Genomic DNA, 18,202 nt, shown 5'->3' with positions numbered 1-18,202 from the left:
ACCGTCGGCGGTCGGAGTAGGGGTGGCCCTTGGTACGTCGCCCCCGATTCCGACGGCCGACGCTCGGAATCAGACGGGCACGCAGATGTCGGCGCTTCAACCCGGTCGGACGGCGCGATCGGAGTGGACGGAAGGGCCCGACGAGCCGCAACGTGCCGCGTAACAAGGGCTCTGACGAGCCGCGTAACAAGGGGACGGACGAGCCGCGACGCGCTGTGTCGTAACGGTCGACGAGCAGCGGCGTCTCCCGTCACAAGAATCCGATGGACGGCGACGTGCCGCGTCGCAACGGTCCGACGAGCCGCGCACGCCTCGTCACAAGGGTCCGATGAACGGCGACACGCCGCGTCACAAGAGTCTGATGAACGGCGACACGCCGGGTCAGAAGGGTCCGATGAACGGTATGTAGGTGGGCGTTCTGCGTGTTGCTTGGAGGGCTGGTGGGGGAGGCGTTTTTCTACGATGGGAAGGGAATTGGGGGAGGTCGTTGCCCGGTGGTGGTTTTGTGCGGACCACTGTGCATACTGGCCTTCAGTGCCGTCGTGGGCGCGCTCTCATCTCAGCTGGGCCACGGGGTCACGTCTGCGCAACGCGCCTGCGCGGATCGTTGACACCCGGCTCGCCTTCCGCCCAGAGTGGGGCCGTCAAGGGGGCAACGTTGTCAGCCAGCTCTTTGAGCTGAACGGAGAGTGAACAAATGCGTGGTGGGATGAGCAAGGCCTTCGCGGTAATCGGTGCCGCTGGCCTTCTCGCTGTCAGTGCGTGCGGCAACAGCGACGACGGCGGTAGCGGCGGCGATTCGGCCAGCAAGGATGTCACCGTCTTCACCTGGTGGGCAGACGGCGGCGAGAAGGCTGGTCTGGACGGACTGGTCTCGGTCTTCAACAGCAAGTGCTCCGACTACAAGTTCGACAACGCGGCCGTTGCCGGTGGTGCCGGGGCGAACGCCAAGCAGGTGTTGGCGAACGACCTGGCGGCGGGCCGTCCGCCGTCGACCTTCCAGGCGCACGCCGGTTCCGAGCTGAAGGACTACATCACCAACGGGCAGGTGGAGGACGTCAGCGGCCTCTACAAGGACTTCGGCCTGGACACGGCGTTCCCGAAGAGCCTGCTGGACAACCTCACCGTTGACGGCAAGATCTACTCCGTACCCGCCAACGTGCACCGCGCGAACGTGGTGTGGGCGAACCCGGCCGTGCTGAAGAAGGCCGGTATCGACGCGACCAAGGCTCCGGCCACGATCGACGCGTGGATCGCCGACCTGGACAAGCTGAAGGCCGCCGGCGTCAAGGCTCCGCTCGCCACCTCGAAGGGCTTCGCCCAGGAGATGGTGCTCGAGGTCGTACTGCTGGCCGAGCTCGGTCCGGACAAGTTCACCGGCCTGTGGAACGGTGAGACCGACTTCAACGGTGCCGACGTCACCGCCGCGCTGCAGAAGTACGCGAAGCTGCTGACCTACACGAACACCGACCGCGAGGCCGTCGACTGGCCGGACGCGCTGGGCTACGTGAACAAGGGCCAGGCCGGTTACACCGTGATGGGCGACTGGGTCGCCGCGCAGCAGCTTTCCGACGGCGTCGCCGAATCGGCGTACACCTACTGGCCGGCTCCGGGTACCGCGGGCGTCTTCCAGTACCTGGCCGACTCGTTCACCCTGCCGGTGAACGCGAAGACCCCGGAAGGTGCCAAGTGCTGGCTCGAGGTCGTCGGTAGCGCCGAGGGCCAGAAGGCCTTCAACACCAAGAAGGGCTCGATCCCGGCACGTTCCGACGCCGCCGCGACCGACTACCCGACGTACCAGCAGGCCGCGATGGCCGACTGGAAGAAGGACAAGATCGTGCCGTCCTGCGCACACGGCGCGGCCTGCACGCTCGGCCAGAACGACAGCATCCTCTCGGCCATCGGTCAGTTCAGCGGCAAGCCGGACGTTCCGACGCTGCAGAAGGCGCTCGCCGCCGCGGCTAAGACCTCTTAATGCACGGAAGGATCCGGACCTGGGGGCCTGGCGCGCTCGTACTGCTGCCAACGGTCCTGCTGCTCGGGTACTTCGTTTACGGGCTTATCGGCTGGTCGGTCAACACCTCGTTGACCGACCGGCACACCGCCCGGCGAGGTCCCGCCGAGTACGTCGGGTTCGAGAACTACGTGAACCTGTTCGGCGAGGACCGGTTCCTGAACTCGCTGAAGAACCTCGGCGTGCTCACGGTGGTGTTCATCGTGGGCACGCTGGTGTTCGGCCTGCTCTGGGCGTTGTTGCTGGAGAAGGGCGTTGTCGGCGAAGGCATCTTCCGCTCGGTCTTCCTGTTCCCGATGGCGATCTCGATGATCGCGTCGGGTGTTGTCTGGGGCTGGCTGCTGAACCCGTCACAGGGTGAGGAGGCCCGCGGCCTGAACCGGTTGTTCGGCATGGTCGGCATGGACTTCCTGCAGAACGCCTGGTGGACCGGGGGTAGTCGCTGGACCACGATGGCGGCGATCGCGCTGCCGGCCATCTGGCAGTTGTCGGGCTACATCATGGCGTTGTTCCTGGCGGGCTTCCGGGGCATTCCCGGCGAGCTGCGCGAGGCGGCGCGGGTGGACGGCGCGAGCGAGTTCAAGCTCTACCGGCACGTGCTGTTCCCGCAGCTGTCGCCGATCGCCTTGTCGGCGTTGATCATTCTCGGCCACATGTCGCTGAAGCTGTTCGACCTGATCTACGCGATCACCGGGCCGAACCAGTTCCGCACCGAGGTGCCGTCGGTCTACATGTGGAACACCTTGTTGCGCAGCGATATGGCGAAGGCGGCGGCGATCGCGATCGTGCTGCTGGTCGTCGTCGCGGTGCTGGTCGTGCCGTACGTCGCGTACACCGTCAAGCAGGAGAGTGAAGAGTGAGCGCCACCGCTGCGGCCGAGCAGCCGGCCTCGAAGGCACTGCGGAACAAGCCGTCCCGGAATTCCATCACGGACGGCTCGACCGCGACCAGCCGTACGGTCCGGTACCTGCTGTTGCTGCTCTTCCTGTTGTTCGTCCTGATGCCGGTGTACGTCGTTGTCATCACCAGCTTCAAGACCTCGGCCGACACCAGCGCGGCGGATCAGTGGAACCTGCCGCAGACCTGGACGCTCGAGCCATGGCGTAAGGCCTGGGACGTACTCCAGCCGTATCTGGTCCGATCGCTCACGCTGGCGGTGCCGGGCGCGATCATCGCCTCGATGATCGGATCGGCCAACGGGTTCGTCCTGGCCCGCTGGCGGTTCCCCGGTGCGAACCTGGTGTTCGCGTTCATTCTCTTCGGCATGTTCATCCCCTACCAGGCGGTGATGCTGCCGCTGCGGACGACGTTCCAGGAGCTCGACGTCACCCGGGGGGTGCCGACGCTGCTGATCGCACACGTCATCTACGGCATTCCGATCTGTACGTTGATCTTCCGCAACTACTACGCGACCGTCGTGCCGAACGAGATCATCGAGTCGGCCCGGGTCGACGGCGCCGGGTTGATCCAGACCTACGCCCGGATCATCCTGCCGGTGTCGATCTCCGGTTTCGTGGTGACGCTGATCTGGCAGTTCACCTCGATCTGGAACGACTTCCTGTTCGCGTTGTTCCTCACCCAGCAGAGCAACGGGCCGGTCACCCTCGGTCTCGCGGCGCTGTCGGGCGGCCAGAAGGTCGACTACGCGGCGAGCATGGCGGGCGCGCTGATCACGTCGTTCCCGACCTTGTTCGTCTACATCGTGCTCGGCCGCTGGTTCATCGGCGGCCTGATGGCAGGCGCGCTCAAGGGCTGACCTCAGCCAGTACGACGGCCGGCCTCAGCCAGTACGACGAACGGCCTCAGCCAGTACGACGAACGGGACCTCGCCCGCGGGCGGGGTCCCGTTCCGTTTGCCGCCGACCCGGCACGAAACCGGCCGCGGGTCCCTCTGCGCCCGGCGTGTCGCCAGGACTCGCGCACTCATCTGCGGTGACGGGTTCGTTCCCGGTAGCCTCGCTGACGTGGCCAAGTCACGAGGCGGAGACAAGCGCCGCACCCACCTGCGGCTGGTGGGATCGTCGGATGGCCCTGCTCCGTCCCGCCCGTCCGATGGCCCCGACCCGGAACCACGCGACGCCGTACTCGACACTTTGCAGGAGACGCTGACCCTCGATCTGGCCGCGGCTCCGGCCGAACTGTTGCCGGTGATCGCCGAGGCGTCGGTGGCCCGGTTGTCCACGATGGTCGCGGACAAGCTCTGGCCGGAGGACGCGCCCGAGGAGATCGGCGAGGTCGAACGCCTGTTCTGGATGGACGTGGCCCGCGTGCTGGCGGATCGCCGCGACGCCGAATCGTTTGTGTTGCTGACCGGACTCGCCCGTACGGTCGGCCAGGCCGGGCGTCTGCCGTTGCAGCGGGCTCTGATGACGCGAAGCCGCGTCACCGCCGACGTACCGGCGTGGGTCGAACGCATCGCCACTTTCCGGTTGACCAGCACGGTGTTGTCCGAAGACATCAGCGGCGACGGCCTCAGCGTCGTACTGGACTATGACGACGAGTACCACCCGCACACGGTGATCGTGTTCGTCGACAACAACCTCGGCGCGCTGGTGAAGGACGTTTTTGTCGGACCGCCCTTGCAGCAGGTCGTCGAGGCCTATCAGCGTGGTGGCCGGGTGAAGGTGCGGACCGTGCGGCCGGCCGTCGCCGCGGGCATCATCCTGCAGGCGCTCGGCGAGACCAACGAGTACGACGATCCGCCGGTGACCGACGACTTCGAGTTCTTCTCCGGGCTCCTGGTGAATCGCCTGACCCAGTTGCCCGAACGGCCGATCCGCCCACCCGTACAGGCCCGGTGGTCCGGCCGGCAGCGGGATCGCCTGGTGTCGGACTTCCTGGCCTGGGCCGGCGCGGACGAACTACCCGACGACGCGGCCGGTATCGCCCGGCTGTGGTTGGACCACGCCCTCGACTACACCGCGGGCGGCCCGTTGCGGGTGAGCGCCGTACTGGTCGAACTCTTCATCACGCAGTGGATTCCGAACAAGGTCATTGCCGATAGCAACTACTCGCGCGCGGTCCCGCCGGTGCTGAAGGCGTGGTTGCGATTCGCCGCCGAGCGGTCGGAGGTGGACCAGGAAACGCTGGCGGAGGCCCTCGATGCGGTCGACACCTGGTCGCCGGCGCTGTGGTTCCGCCCGCCGGGCGAACCGGTGGAGATCCCGACGCCTTCGGTGGAAGACCTCGAGGCGATGACGTTGATCCTGCCCGGCGCTGGTTCGCCACCGGATCCCGATCTGGACGGCCTAGGTCAGGCGGACGCCGCCACCCTGGTTCTGCTCGCGCCGCACGCGTGGACCCTGGCCGGCGAAACCCTCGGTCCGGCGTACGCCCTGGAGGCCTTCACCCTCGCCGAGCGCCTGGTCCGCGAAGCCCCGCAACTACTCACCAAGGCCCGCCTCAGCACCTGGCCCCGAGCCATCGTCTGGTCCGTAGCCACCCGCCACGGCCTCCTCAGCTCTGGCTCTTGCCTAACTCCCGTAGGCCTCGCCGGCGACCTCAACTCCTCGCCCCCCACCCTCCGCAAAACCGCCAAACTCCTCCAAGAAACCCTAGACCCCGGTACCTGACCCCGCGATCAGCGCGGGTCAGCCCAGAAGAAGCGCGACGATGGGCGCGGGAATCGCCCAGGACTTCTCGCCGGTATCAGTGATGTTCTTTGTGGCCAGTACGCCGTCGCCGAACTTGCCCTCGATCACGCGGGCTTCTCCGCGCCACCCCTGGGAGACCCACTTGGACTCCAGCGGAGTGGTGTATTGAGTGGAACCGGCCGTGGGCACCGGAACCGGGCCGAAGTCGACCTCGTTGCCCTTACCGGTTCGGACGTAGCCGATCGTGTCCGCACTGGTCCAGCGGCCAGGCTGTGCTTCCTCGATGGCGGTCGCGAGCATGACTGCGAGAGTGGTTTCGGTGAGTGACGTCATGCTGGGCTCTGGCAGTCCAGCGCGCAGGTGATGTCCCAGCCATCCCAGCAGCGGATCGGACAGGTAGAACTTGGACTGCGACCCGGCCACGCGTACGCCGTTCTCGGAGACCTGGTGACACCAGAGGCCCGCAAAGCTGCGAACCAGTCGATTCAGTCGTACGTCGAAGGTCTGCGAGCTCGGGAATCCCAGCTCCTCAGCGGTACTGCGACGGTTTAGCGGTGAGGTCGAGCGCAGCTGCAACTCGGCCGGCATCCGCGGGATCGAATCCAGCGAGGCATCCGGATCGACGTCGCGATGTAACCAGGCGACCAGATCTTCGAGAAAGGCCGGACTGACCATTCCGGATCGGTGATACTCGGCTACCGCCCTTGGGAAGCCTCCTGACGTCAGGTACGACTGCCACGCCAGGTCCAGGTCATCGACAGCGAATTGAACCTCCTCGGCCATCCTCTTTGCCTCGGCGCTCCGTAGCAGCCACGCTGCCACCGGTCCCGGACGTGGCAGCCCCTTCCGGGTCGCAGCCAGGAAGTCACGGAAGGACATCGGCAGCAACAGACGAGTTCGCTGAGTCGCTCCCGAGCCGGCGCGCCCCGCCAGCAGGTCGCGTTCGACTTCGCCGGTGTCGCTCCAGGAGGAACCGGTACACACGACGGTGTCGTCCCCGACCAGAGTGTTGTCCCGTAGGTACTTCAGGATCGCGGTCCAGCCGTCGATGCCGGTCACCTCGTCGAGCAGCCAGATCCGGCGCCGCGCTGACGAGACGTCCACGGAACGGGTCAGTTCGCGGCCGAGGACCAGAGCACGGCGGAGGTCCTTCGCCGTCATGCCGTCGGCCGGCAGATAGATCAACTGCCTGTTGTCCACGTCGGCGCGTGCGGTGATTCTCGCCGCGGTGTCTTTGAGCGCGACGGACTTGCCGACTCGACGCGGGCCGCGAAGTAGCACCAGCTTGTCGTCGACAGGTCCTTCGGCGACGTCGTCGAGAACGCCGGCCCGGTAGCCGAGGTCATAGCGGGCGCGGTCGCGCAGGACGCGATCGGCTCCGGTCCAGGCATCGTTGGCTGTGCCAGTGGTCCGCCACCACGGGTTGACTTCCCGGAGCCGGGCCTGGATCTCATCGTCTCGCACCATCGGGGCTTAACAAAAGGGGGGTGGTTTTGATGAAACGTTCACGCACAAGGGGGGGAGTGCTGCCGTGTCCGGTAACTGGCGGAGAATGGCGTCATGCGATTGCGTGCGCCTGAGCTCAAGGGGCGGTCCTGGTTGAACACCGGCGGAGCGGAATTGTCGCTGGGGGATTTCCGGGGACGGTTCCTGTTGCTGGACTTCTGGACCTTCTGCTGCGTGAACTGCCTGCATGTGCTGGACGAGTTGCGTCCGCTGGAGGAGAAGTACGGCGATGCGCTCGTGGTGGTGGGGGTGCATTCGCCGAAGTTCGCGCATGAGGCGGATCTCGACGCGATCAAGGCGGCCGTCGAGCGGTATGAGGTGGGTCATCCCGTGCTGGACGACCCGGAGCTGGTGACCTGGCAGAACTACACCGCCCGGGCCTGGCCGACGCTCGTGCTGGTCGATCCGAACGGGTACATCGTCGCGCAGTACTCGGGCGAGGGCCACGCGCACGCGTTGGACGCCCTGCTCGCCGAGGCCATTCCGGAGCACGAGGCCGCTGGCACGTTGACGCGCGGCAAGTCGCCGTACGTCGCGCCGAAGCCTGAGCCGACGGACCTGCGCTTCCCGGCCAAGGCCGTCGTACTGCCGAACGGCAACCTGCTCGTCGCGGACGCCGGTCACCACAGCCTGGTCGAACTCGCCATGCCCGAGCCGGCTGGTCACAAGAGTCCGATGAACGCCGACACGCCTGGTAACAAGAGTCCGATGAACGGCGACACGGCGGGGGGTGTGGTGCGGCGGGTGGGGACGGGGGAGCGGGGGCTGGTTGATGGAATGCGGGCGCGGTTCTCGGAGCCGAATGGGTTGGTGTTGTTGCCGGCGAAGGTCGCGGACCAGGTCGGATATGACGTGGTGGTCGCGGATACCGTCAATCACGCGTTGCGCGGGTTGACCCTTGCCGATGGCAACGTTCGGACCCTGGTGGGTACGGGCGCGCAGTGGATGGATGGCGACGGCACTGACGTACTGAGTTCGCCCTGGGATGTCGCGTGGTGGCAGGACCGGGTGTGGATCGCGATGGCGGGGGTCCACCAGTTGTGGACGTTCGATCCGCTGACGGGGGTTACCGAGGTCGCGGCTGGTACGACGAATGAGGGGCTGCGGGACGGGGATGCCGCGCAGGCGTGGTTCGCGCAGACCTCCGGGTTCGCGGCGACGCCGGAACGACTCTGGTTCGCCGACTCCGAAACCTCCGCCCTCCGCTGGATCGACGCTCACGACATCAACGCCGACAGCAACAACGACAACAACGCGCGGGACCGGAACGACGGCTTGCAGGACTTGCAGGTCCATACGGCGGTCGGGACCGGGCTGTTCGACTTCGGGTTGCGGGACGGGAAGGCGGAGGAGGCTCTGCTGCAGCATCCGCTCGGGGTGACCGCTTTGCCCGACGGTTCGGTGGCGATCGCGGATACCTACAACGGTGCCGTACGACGCTTCGACCCCGCGACGGGTTTGGTGGAGACGATGGCAACGGGTCTGGCCGAACCAAGCGGCGCGGTCGTGACCGGCTCGGAGCTGCTGGTGGTCGAGTCGGCCGCGCATCGACTCACGCCGGTACCACTGGGCGCCTCGGCGGAGATCAACGAGTTCAGCACCCGGACGCAACGGCCGCCGACGATGATCGCGGGCGGGGAGATCACGCTGGAGGTGGTGTTCGAGCCGCCGCCCGGGCAGAAGCTGGACGACCGCTATGGGCCGTCCACGCGGTTGATGATCACGTCCACGCCCACCCAGCTGATCCGCAGCGGCGAAGGTGATTCGACCGATCTGGTCCGGCGGCTGGAGATCGATCCGCGGGTGGGGGACGGCGTACTGCATGTAGCTGTGCAGGCGGCGTCGTGCGACAACTCCGACGAGGTCGAGTTCCCGGCGTGCCACCTGCACCGGCAGGACTGGGGTGTGCCGGTCCAGGTGTCCATGGACGGCCCGGACCGGCTTGAACTGGTGTTGTCCGGAGCTGCTACTCCTTGATGTCGCGGTGCTCCTCGACGACGCGGTACTCCTCCTCGACCGCCGGGTCGAGCGCGTCGGTCGCGACGCTGCGGCGGCGGTTCGTGATGTAGAAGGACAACGCGATACCGAGGCCGCCGGCGAACATCAGCACGAAGCCGACGACGGTGAGATCCACGGCGTCCCAGGAGTCCCGGACAGCAAACGCCAGGATGGCCCCGACGGTAAGCAGGAAGATGCCAACACCGATGCTCATGCCGAGCCTCCTCGAAAGTGGTCAGACACCTCTGACGCTACGCTGCGTCTCCCCTTCAGGTGACCCGTCGTGAGCGTGTCGAAACAACCTATCGGCTCTCAGCGGCTGCCGATACTGATGTTGCCGCTGGTGGTGCGGGCATCAACACGGTGCGTAGCGTCCGCCGTGGAGCCCAGGTCGTTGTCCACGTCACCGCTGGTGGCGTCGGTGTCGACCTGGTAGCTGCCCTTCGGCACGGTGATGTCGATATCACCGCTGACGCCGGTGGCAGTGACCGAATTGGCCTCGGCGAGTTCCAGTTCGATGTCCCCGGAGGTGGTTTTGGCCTTCACCGCGCCGCCGGAGAGCCGTTCGGCCTTGATGTCACCGGACTTCACGTCGATGTCGAGAGCGCCCTTGACGTTGTCGAGCTCGACCTTGCCGGAATTCGTGTCGAGGGTGACCGCCCCCGTCACGTCGGTGATCGTCACGTCGCCGGACTGGGTCTTGGCGTCGACTCCGCCCACGCCTTCGAGGACGATGTCGCCGGAGGCGGCCTGGCCGGTCACCTTGGTGCCGCGGGGCACGGTGACCACGTAGTCGGACTTGCAGTTCCAGCCGCAGTCGCCGGTCAGGCGCAGCGTCTCGCCGTCCACCTGGTAGCCGTCGCCGCGCTTGAACATCCAGAACGAGCGCTTCTCCTGGATCGTGGTGTCCGGGTCGTCGCTCACCTTGATGGTGACGTCGCCGTCGCGGGAGCCGAGTTCGACCACCGAGATCCGCTCGCTGACCTCGTGCCGCTGGTCGGCCTCCCGGTCTCCGAAGGACCAGACGGCCAGTGCGGCCCCGGTCAGTACCAGCAGCATGCCGAGCCTGCGGTTGTCAGCCATCTCGTGCCCTCTTCTCGATCCCACCCGTGACGTGTTGTCGCCTCGACAGTAGGACCGCGAGTGCCGTGCCCGGATCGGGCACAACCCTCAGATCTGCCCTGACCACTGATCAGGGTCCCGGGTCAGGACCGGTGTTCACCCCGGCCGACGGCGTCCGCGAGGTTGGTGCCGACCGAACCGAAGAACGTCCGCGCCCAAAGGTCGTCGCCATGCCAGTACGGCCCGTCGGAGCCGCGCAAAGAGGCTGGGGCGGCACCGCGCCGAAGGGCCTTTCGGCAGTCGCCGCACAACGGCAGTTCCAGGGTGTGGCCGTCGGACTCCACCGTCGTGAGGTCACCGGTCGACCGCGGGTGCAGCGGGTTGAACGCACACAACGGTGGTACGACGGCCGGCTTGCGGCCCGCCTCGACGGCCCGGGCGGCGTCGTACTCGCGCTGGGCCAGGTCGAGCAGAACCGTCGCGCCGACCACGTCGATCAGGTCGTCCGAACCGTCCAGGACGCGTCCGGCCGCTTGATGCGCGTCCAACGCCCGCTGCTGCAGTTCGCGTGCCTTCGCAGAGGTTGCCACCGGCAACGAAGCGAGGCGTTCGCCCAAGCTGGTAAGGCTTTCGCCCGCCTCCCGGGTGAGCTGCCGGCGCTTCTCCGCGGCAACCGCCACAGCCACGTGCGGGGGAATCGTGAACGCCGCCTTCTTGCTGCGCTTCCGCCCGCGTGACCCGCGCCGGACCAGGGCGAACAGCAGCACGGCCAGGGCCGCGACACCGCCCCAAACCCAGACAGCGCCCGAGCCTTCCTCCGAGTCGCCGGAGCTCGGGCGCTGCCACGGCAGGCCCTTGGTCGGCTTCGAAGTGGACGGCGGTAGCGCCGGCAGCGCCAGCAGCTCGTACATCCGGGTCAGTACCTCGGCCGGTCCCGCCTTGTAACCGGTGTCGTCCAGCGCCCGTTTCCGCGCGGCCGACACCTTGTCGTAGTCGGGAGCGGCCTGGTCCACCAGGTCGTGGTACGGAAAGCGCCCGCCGCCGTCGACCAGCACGTACAACCCGGGCTTGCGCATCGCGTCCTTGATCAGCGTGAGCGCGGTCTGCTCGTCGCCCCGGAAGAAGTCGTTCGCGGTCAGCGGCAGGATCACCGTGTAAACGGGATAGCCGAGCGCCTTGGCCCTGGCCTTGAGTTCGGCCCGGACCGGCGCCGGGAACGCCGCGTCGTACGCCGGATCGATGTAGACCGGGTCCTTCGCCAGCGCGCGGGCGATCTCCTGCGCGCGCTGCGCCGGGGTGGCCGGCGGCGTGGCTGCCAGGGCCGGGGTGGCCGTCAGCAGCACCACGAGTGCCGCCAGTACGCCGATCAGCTTCTTCATTTCCGTCGTCTCCTTGACACAACCACGCCGAGCAAAGGTGCGAACACGATCGAGCCGAGGATCACGCCGATCATCAATCCACCGAAGCCGTTGCCCAGTGCGGCACCGACCGTGAACTTCTCCGGCGGTCTCGGCGCGGAGTCCCGGTACGACGGCATGGCCTTGGTCCGGGCCGGCCTCGGCGTCCTCCCGGCGTCGGGCTCGATCTCCTTGAGGTAGCCCGCCAGTTGGGCGCCGGGCGTGTACTCCTTGGCGCCCCAGGCCCGCGACGGCGCGTTGGCGCTGACCAGGTGGGCCACGCCCCTCGCGCTGGAGTCCACCACGACGTAGATCCCTGGTTTGCCGTTCACCGTGGCCAGCCAACCCGCCAGCCGGAGCGTGTCTTCGCCCTCCGGGAAGAACTCGCCATTGGGGATCACCGCGGCGAAGACCGGCACTGGCATCGCCCGCATCTCAGCGATCAGTGCGGCTTTCTGGTCAGTGGGAATGGCCCCTTCGTTGATCGGATCGATGTACAACGGCGAGGTCTTCCACGCCTTCACGGCAGCCTGCACGCGAGGATCCGGCGGTACCTCGGCGGCAGCGGTCGCCATCGGTAACCAGCCGTACGCGAAGATCGCCGCGATCAGCAGGGCAAGCCGCCTCATCGGTTCATCACCCGCTCGGCCAGGTCGTCGCTCAGCGCGCCGAAACCGGTCGTGACAAACGGGTTGTCCGACTCCATCGACCAGTACGGCGCCTCGCCCGAGCCCAGGCCGAACAGCTTCGCGGGCTGAGGTACGCGCAGGGACAACGGTTCTTCCCCGGCCTCGACGGCAACCCCGCAGACCTTGCAAGCGGGAACCTCCACGTCCGACCAGACCACCATCGACGTACCGGCCAGGTGGGTCGGATTGAAGAAGCACGGCGGCCGTACGACGCCCTCGGTCAAGCCGCTCAGGGCCTGCCGGGCCAGCACCAACGCCGCCGCGGCGGGTTCGAGACCGGTCTCCTTGCGCAGCGCCCGGGCCGCCTCCAGCCGGGGTGCCGCGTCGTCGCGTCGATCGAGGATCTCCGCCGAGGCCTTGTCCCTGGAGATCTGCGCCTCCACCTTGCGGAGCGCGCGGGCGGCCCGGTTGATCATCGCGTCGGCCTGCTTCCCGAGGCCGGCCTCCGTGACCTCGGCGGCGTTCCGGGCGCCGCGACGAGCTGCGGGACTCGGCTGCGGCGCGGTGCCGCCCCAGCGCAGGAACACCAGCAGCCAGAAGAAGAAGGACAGCACCGCGCCCGCACCCATGCCGATGTACGCCGAGCGGTCCTTCATGTCCTGGGCGGACATACCGCGCCGGCCGGGACGGATGTCCAGGTCCTCGGTAGGAATGGGCGGCAGCGCCGTACCGTGCAAGGCCGCTTTGGCCTGCTGGATCCGGCGGACGATCAGCGGTGCCGGCTGGTCGTTCGTAATGTCGCGGGCGGCCTTGTCGTCCGAGCGGAGGTCCTGGAACCGCTCCTCGGCCTGGCTACCGCGTGGGGCGACCAGCTCGTGGTAGCCGGCCCAGTAGCCGCCGTCGACGTGCCAAACCAGGAAGAGCCCGTCACCGCCGACCCGGCCGCGCAGCAGCGTCGTCAGCTCCCGCCGGTACCGGGACGGCGAACTGGGCGATGGGAGCAGCGCTACGTAGACAGGGAGGTCCAGTGACTTCGCGGCCTTCCGAATCCGGGCCAGCTCCGCCGGAGGAATCTGCAACGAGCTGTAGACGTAGACCGGGTCCTTGCGCCAGGAGGCAGCGATAGCGTCCAGCACCTCAGGAGCGACCGCAGGCGCCGCAGCCGCAGGGGACACCGGGCCAAGCGTCAGCAACGTCAGCACGAGTACGAACAGTCGGCGCATCAGAGGCAATCTACTAAGTGCCCTGGGTTCGATGTTCCTTGGCGATTGAGGCGCCCAAGCACGCACCTCCCGGCACTGGCGAATCGTCCACGATGCTCCGCATCGAGGACGCGCAGCCAGCACCACGATGCAAGCACTTGACCACCTCAATCGCTCAAGGAACACCGAACACAGGGCATTAGGTGTCGCGGCAGGCACATCCAAGCAGACGCGCTGCCTCTCCTCCTAGTTCCGTAACCCAGCGCGGCCGTCCAGTTGGTGCCGTAAACACAGCTGTCCCTGACCTGGACAGGGGAGGCCAGGGCAGGGACAGCCGTGCTGAACGGTTTTCAGGGGACTAGAACGCCGACTCCGGCAGGTCCATCACGTCGAGATCGGTCATCTCGGCCTTGATCCGCTCGGCGCGGACCGTCGGCATGGTGGACCGGACGAACCACTGGGCGGCCGCGACCTTGCCGGCGTAGAAGTCCTGGTCGGCGGGCGACAGGTCCTCGCCGAGGCGGTTCAGGGCGACCTCGGCCTGGCGCAGCATCAGCCAAGAGCAGACCACGTCACCGAGCACGAACAGCAGCCGCGAGGTGTTCAGGCCGACCTTGTAGATGTTGCGGATGTCGCCGTTCTCCGCCTGCGGGTTGCTCGACATCAGCGCCTGGCCCATCACGCCGAGGATCTTCTGGGTGTCCTCCAGGCCCTTGGCGAGCAGGCCGCGCTCTTCCTTGAGACGGCCGTTTCCGGCCTCGGAGGCGACGAACTGCTGGATCTGGTCGGCCAGGTGGCCGAGGGCCTTGCCCTGGTCCTTGATGATCTTGCGGAAGAACAGGTCCTGGCCCTGAATCGCGGTCGTGCCCTCGTACAGGGTGTCGATCTTCGCGTCGCGCACGTACTGCTCGATCGGGTAGTCCTGCAGGAAGCCGGAACCGCCGAAGGTCTGCAGCGACTCGGTGCCGAGCAGCGTCCAGGACTTCTCCGAGCCGTAGCCCTTCACCAGCGGCAGCAGCAGGTCGTTGACCCGCTCGGCCTCGGCGTCCTCGGTGCCGGCGTACCGGGCCTGCTCCGCGCGGTCCTGGTAGGTCGCGGTGAACAGCACCAGCGCGCGCAGCGCCTCGGAGTACGACTTCTGGGTCATCAGCGAACGGCGCACGTCCGGGTGGTGGGTGATCGTCACGCGCGGCGCGGTCTTCGCCGAGTTGGTCAGGTCGGGACCCTGGACCCGCTCCTTCGCGTACTCCAGCGCGTTCAGGTAGCCGGTGGACAGGGTGGCGATGGCCTTCGTACCGACCATCATCCGGGCGTACTCGATGACCTGGAACATCTGGGCGATGCCGTCGTGCACCTCGCCGAGCAGGTAGCCCTTGGCCGGGGTGTTCTCGCCGAAGGTGATCTCACAGGTGGTGGACACCTTGATGCCCATCTTCTTCTCGACGTTCGTCACGTAGGCGCCGTTGCGCTCGCCGGTGAGTTCGCCGGTCTCGAGGTCGAAGTCGTACTTCGGCACGATGAACAGGCTCAGGCCCTTGGTGCCCGGGCCGCCCACGCCCTCGATGCCCTGCGGCCGGGCCAGGACCAGGTGCACGATGTTCTCGGACATGTCGTGCTCGCCCGAGGTGATGAAGCGCTTGACGCCCTCGATGTGCCAGGTGCCGTCGGGCTGCTGGATGGCCTTGCTGCGGCCGGCGCCGACGTCCGAACCGGCGTCCGGCTCGGTCAGCACCATGGTGGCGCCCCAGCCGCGGTCGATCATGTGCTTGGCGATGAGCTTGTCGCGGTCGGTGCCGTTACGCCACAGCACGTGCGCGAAGTTCGGCCCGGCGGCGTAGATGTGCACGGCCGGGTTGGCGCCGAGCACCATTTCGGCGGCGGCCCAGCGCAGCGAGGGGGGAGTCGGCTGGCCGCCCAGCTCCGGCGGCAGCTCGAGCTTGAACCACTCGGCGTCCATGTAGGCCTGGTAGCTCTTCTTGAACGACTCCGGCATCTTGACCTCGTGGGTCGCCGGGTCGTACACGGGCGGATTGCGGTCGGAATCCTCGAAGGACCCGGCCAGTTCGTTCTTCGCCAGCCGGTCGATCTCGGACAGCACCTCGCGGGCGGTGTCGACATCCATGTCGGCGTACGGACCCTGACCCAGAACGTCGCCGCGGCCCAGCACCTCGAGCAGGTTGAACTCGATGTCCCGCAGATTCGACTTGTAGTGGCTCACGTCGTGCTCCCCTGACCTTTGACTTGCCTACCGGCTTTACTCACGAGTAACTTAAGTATATACCCGTCAGTAGTAACCGCAAGTGCTTTGGCCGATCTGAGAGCCTGGACACGTGCCAGTCCGCATCGTGTACGAGACGCACGCGACCACCGTCGACAACGAATCCGGCTTCGCCACCGGGCACCGGCCGGGCCGGCTGTCCGCCGCGGGCCGCCGGCAGGCGGTCGAACTGGGGCAGCGCCGTCGCGACGACGGCATCGACGTGGTCTTCAGCTCCGACCTGCGGCGCGCGATCGAAACTGTCGAGCTCGCCTTCGATGGATCGGCCATTCCGCGGCGCCAGGACGTCCGCCTGCGCGAGTGCGATTACGGCGACCTGAACGGCGCTCTGGTGATGTTCCTCGAACCACGACGGCAGTACGTCGACCGGCCCTTCCCGAATGGCGAGAGCTATCGAGATGTGGTCGAGCGGACGAGGTTGTTCCTGGCGGATCTGCAGCCGGAGTACGGCGACGCCCGGGTCTTGCTCGTAGCCCACTCGGCGAATCGGTGGGCCCTGCAATGCCTGCTCGCGGGCGCCGTTCTCGAAGATCTCGTGGACGCGCCGTTCGCCTGGCAGCCCGGCTGGGAGTTCGACCTCCCAGCCGAGCCACTCTGACGCTTTGACCGCTAGCCGAGCGTGACGACCTGCTGCTGACCAGCGAGCTGAACCCTCACCTTCGCACCTGGTGTGGCCGGAACCAGCAAGGCGTTGGTCATCGGACTGCTCCAGGTGCCGTCCTTGTGCTGGAAGCTCAGCTCCGCGCCACGGCCGGCTACCAGCCAACCCTGGCCCTCGGGTAGCTGGACCCGGACCGGTAGCGGGTCGTTGCGCCAGGGAATACCGGCGCCGACCACCTTCGACCGACCACCTGGACTGGTGATGTGCGCGAAGACCCGGGTCGGGTCGCCGTCCAGCGCGAACTCGCCCACCACCACCCGGTCGCCGTTCGGCGTGGTCGCGTACGCGTGCCACATCGAGAACGCCGAAACGAAGGTGGCCGGGTCCGAGGCCTTCTGGACCGCGGCGGCGAACGCCTCCCGCTCCGCCTGGGTGAACTCCGTCAATCCGGGGGCCGCGGGCCAGCCGTGTTCGTCGGCGGCGTCCACCCAAAGCCGCTGCTCCACGCTGGCCGGGTTACCGGCAGGGCCGGCGGCCACAGCGATCCGTCCCGCCTCGTTCGCGGGGAGCCGGCTGACTCGGATGGACAGCGCGGTTGCCCCTGGAGCGAGCGGTACGACCGCTGCGCCGCCTTGGAAGGTCACCGACTGGTAGGTCCGGGTGCTGCCGCCGGTCGCCGGGTACTCCCGCTGCATGGAGACGCCGACCTTGGGCGTACCTGTGTCGAGCACGACCAGCGCCTTCTGATCGACCCCGCCCCGGCCGGAGCCGACGACGAAGGCCATCGGGGGAGCGCCGACGCCGGGGGCCGGGTAGGCGTCGTCGACCACAGTGGCCTTGCCGTCCGCGCCCATGCCGACGAAGCCGGCCAGCGTGAAGAGGCCCTCGCGGGACAGTTGGATGTTGTCATGGTGGCGCAGCTCCGCCCGCTGGATCACCATCGCGGCCCGGCCGGCCGGGGTGTTGCCGGCCCAGACCACGTGCGCCTCGCCCTTGAGGTGGTCGAAGATGCCGCGGTCCTTGTTCGCGGAGCGCCCGTGGCTCTTGTGCCAGGCCCGCAGCACCTCGTCGAGGTACTTCGCGTCGTTGGCCAGGTCGCCCTTGGTCGGCTTGTTCAGGAAGTACGCGTAGGGATCGTCGGTGGCGATCGTCGTCCGGGCGTTGGCGGCGGCATCCGCCTGGGAGTCGAACCTTTCCAGTCCGACGCCGGCGGTGAGCACGCCGCCGATCGCGAGCACGGCGACGGCCACGGTCGCGACCGCGGAGATCCGCTGGCGGCGCAACCGCTTGCTGCCGCCGGCCCGGACCCGGTCGATCAGGTCGTTGGGCGGCTCGACATCGGCGACGCTGGCGGTGAGGCGGCTGTGCAGTTCGGTTTCGGTCATCGCAGGCCCTCCACAAGCGCGGGTTCGGTGATGGTGCGAAGGCGGTCGAGCGCCCGGGAGGTCTGGCTCTTCACCGTGCCCACGGAACAGCCGAGGACCTCGGCGGTCTGGGCTTCGGTGAGGTCCTCGTAGAAGCGCAGCACGATCACCGCCCGCTGCCGTGGCGCGAGTTCCTGTAAGGCGGTGAGCAGGTGATCCCGGTCCGCGTACTGATCGGAGCCGTCGGTGGTCGGCTGATCGTGGTGAACGGCCAGTGCGACCTCGGGTTTGCGCGACCGGCTGCGCCACCGGTTCGCGATGTGGTTCAGCAGCGCGCGGCGGGCGTACGCCTCGGGCGCGCCCTTGATCCAGCGCCAGCGCACGTAGACCCGCTCGTAGACCTCCTGCAGCAGGTCCTCGGCTGCCGGGCGGTCACCCGTCAGTAGTACGGCTGTACGCAACAGCCGGGTCGACGTACCTCGTACGAAGTCGTCGAAGTCATCCCCTCGGGCGACCATCGGACCTCCTCTTCGTCGGTTCACCCGCAATGACACCGAC

At 67.5% G+C, this 18,202-nt stretch carries 15 protein-coding genes; 6 read left to right on the top strand and 9 right to left on the bottom strand.

Annotated elements, in window-relative coordinates:
* The first annotated feature begins 697 nt into the window (after window positions 1-697).
* The 4 genes from ACFFGN_RS11910 (at window position 698) to ACFFGN_RS11895 (ending at window position 5,586) form a co-directional block, all read left to right on the top strand.
* Window positions 698-1,975 carry an ABC transporter substrate-binding protein gene (locus ACFFGN_RS11910; protein ID WP_380046486.1) on the top strand — a complete coding sequence of 426 codons (1,278 nt, stop codon included), beginning with the start codon at window positions 698-700 and terminating at the stop codon, window positions 1,973-1,975.
* The gene (locus tag ACFFGN_RS11905) at window positions 1,975-2,874 is read left to right on the top strand and encodes a carbohydrate ABC transporter permease (protein WP_380046484.1); all 900 of its coding nucleotides are present in this window, start codon (window positions 1,975-1,977) and stop codon (window positions 2,872-2,874) included. The genes ACFFGN_RS11910 and ACFFGN_RS11905 overlap by 1 nt, the downstream gene beginning before the upstream one ends.
* Window positions 2,871-3,770 (top strand): carbohydrate ABC transporter permease, encoded by a 900-nt coding sequence (locus ACFFGN_RS11900; protein ID WP_380046482.1) that lies wholly within the window; start codon window positions 2,871-2,873, stop codon window positions 3,768-3,770. Before ACFFGN_RS11905 ends, ACFFGN_RS11900 begins: the two co-directional genes overlap by 4 nt.
* 208 nt (window positions 3,771-3,978) lie before the next feature.
* Window positions 3,979-5,586 carry a hypothetical protein gene (locus ACFFGN_RS11895; RefSeq protein ID WP_380046480.1) on the top strand — a complete coding sequence of 536 codons (1,608 nt, stop codon included), beginning with the start codon at window positions 3,979-3,981 and terminating at the stop codon, window positions 5,584-5,586.
* A gap of 18 nt (window positions 5,587-5,604) precedes the next feature.
* On the opposite strand, the gene ACFFGN_RS11890 is transcribed toward ACFFGN_RS11895, so the two are convergent.
* Window positions 5,605-7,074, bottom strand: a complete 1,470-nt coding sequence (locus ACFFGN_RS11890) for an AAA family ATPase (RefSeq protein ID WP_380046478.1) — start codon at window positions 7,072-7,074, stop codon at window positions 5,605-5,607.
* 93 nt (window positions 7,075-7,167) lie between these two features.
* Between ACFFGN_RS11890 and ACFFGN_RS11885 the strand changes: the two genes are divergently transcribed.
* Entirely contained in the window at window positions 7,168-9,090 is a 1,923-nt protein-coding gene (locus ACFFGN_RS11885; protein ID WP_380046476.1) for an NHL domain-containing thioredoxin family protein, read from the top strand.
* On the opposite strand, the gene ACFFGN_RS11880 is transcribed toward ACFFGN_RS11885, so the two are convergent.
* From ACFFGN_RS11880 to ACFFGN_RS11855, 6 genes are all read right to left on the bottom strand, one after another.
* Entirely contained in the window at window positions 9,080-9,325 is a 246-nt protein-coding gene (locus ACFFGN_RS11880; protein WP_380046474.1) for a DUF6458 family protein, read from the bottom strand. The two genes, ACFFGN_RS11885 and ACFFGN_RS11880, sit on opposite strands and share 11 nt — an antisense overlap.
* A 98-nt stretch (window positions 9,326-9,423) precedes the next feature.
* The gene (locus ACFFGN_RS11875; RefSeq protein WP_380046472.1) at window positions 9,424-10,194 is read right to left on the bottom strand and encodes a DUF4097 family beta strand repeat-containing protein; all 771 of its coding nucleotides are present in this window, start codon (window positions 10,192-10,194) and stop codon (window positions 9,424-9,426) included.
* A gap of 122 nt (window positions 10,195-10,316) precedes the next feature.
* Complete coding sequence (locus ACFFGN_RS11870; protein ID WP_380046470.1) at window positions 10,317-11,552, bottom strand: hypothetical protein; 1,236 nt, start codon at window positions 11,550-11,552, stop codon at window positions 10,317-10,319.
* Window positions 11,549-12,199 (bottom strand): hypothetical protein, encoded by a 651-nt coding sequence (locus ACFFGN_RS11865; protein ID WP_380046468.1) that lies wholly within the window; start codon window positions 12,197-12,199, stop codon window positions 11,549-11,551. The genes ACFFGN_RS11870 and ACFFGN_RS11865 overlap by 4 nt, the downstream gene beginning before the upstream one ends.
* Window positions 12,196-13,422, bottom strand: coding sequence for a hypothetical protein (locus ACFFGN_RS11860; protein WP_380046466.1), 1,227 nt, complete (start codon window positions 13,420-13,422; stop codon window positions 12,196-12,198). The genes ACFFGN_RS11865 and ACFFGN_RS11860 overlap by 4 nt, the downstream gene beginning before the upstream one ends.
* 337 nt (window positions 13,423-13,759) lie before the next feature.
* Window positions 13,760-15,619 (bottom strand): acyl-CoA dehydrogenase, encoded by a 1,860-nt coding sequence (locus ACFFGN_RS11855; RefSeq protein ID WP_380046464.1) that lies wholly within the window; start codon window positions 15,617-15,619, stop codon window positions 13,760-13,762.
* Between the two features lie 112 nt (window positions 15,620-15,731).
* Between ACFFGN_RS11855 and ACFFGN_RS11850 the strand changes: the two genes are divergently transcribed.
* Entirely contained in the window at window positions 15,732-16,277 is a 546-nt protein-coding gene (locus tag ACFFGN_RS11850) for a histidine phosphatase family protein (RefSeq protein WP_380046462.1), read from the top strand.
* A gap of 11 nt (window positions 16,278-16,288) precedes the next feature.
* Here the strand turns inward: ACFFGN_RS11850 and ACFFGN_RS11845 are convergent, their stop codons facing one another.
* Complete coding sequence (locus ACFFGN_RS11845; RefSeq protein ID WP_380046460.1) at window positions 16,289-17,665, bottom strand: hypothetical protein; 1,377 nt, start codon at window positions 17,663-17,665, stop codon at window positions 16,289-16,291.
* Window positions 17,662-18,162 carry a SigE family RNA polymerase sigma factor gene (locus ACFFGN_RS11840; RefSeq protein ID WP_380046457.1) on the bottom strand — a complete coding sequence of 167 codons (501 nt, stop codon included), beginning with the start codon at window positions 18,160-18,162 and terminating at the stop codon, window positions 17,662-17,664. Before ACFFGN_RS11840 ends, ACFFGN_RS11845 begins: the two co-directional genes overlap by 4 nt.
* Window positions 18,163-18,202: the final 40 nt, after the last annotated feature.

Origin of the sequence: Kribbella deserti, assembly GCF_042434725.1 — a bacterium.
Taxonomy (GTDB): Bacteria; Actinomycetota; Actinomycetes; order Propionibacteriales; family Kribbellaceae; genus Kribbella; species Kribbella deserti.
Note: the sequence above shows the minus strand (reverse complement) of the source record. Positions and strands in the feature narration are given on the sequence as shown.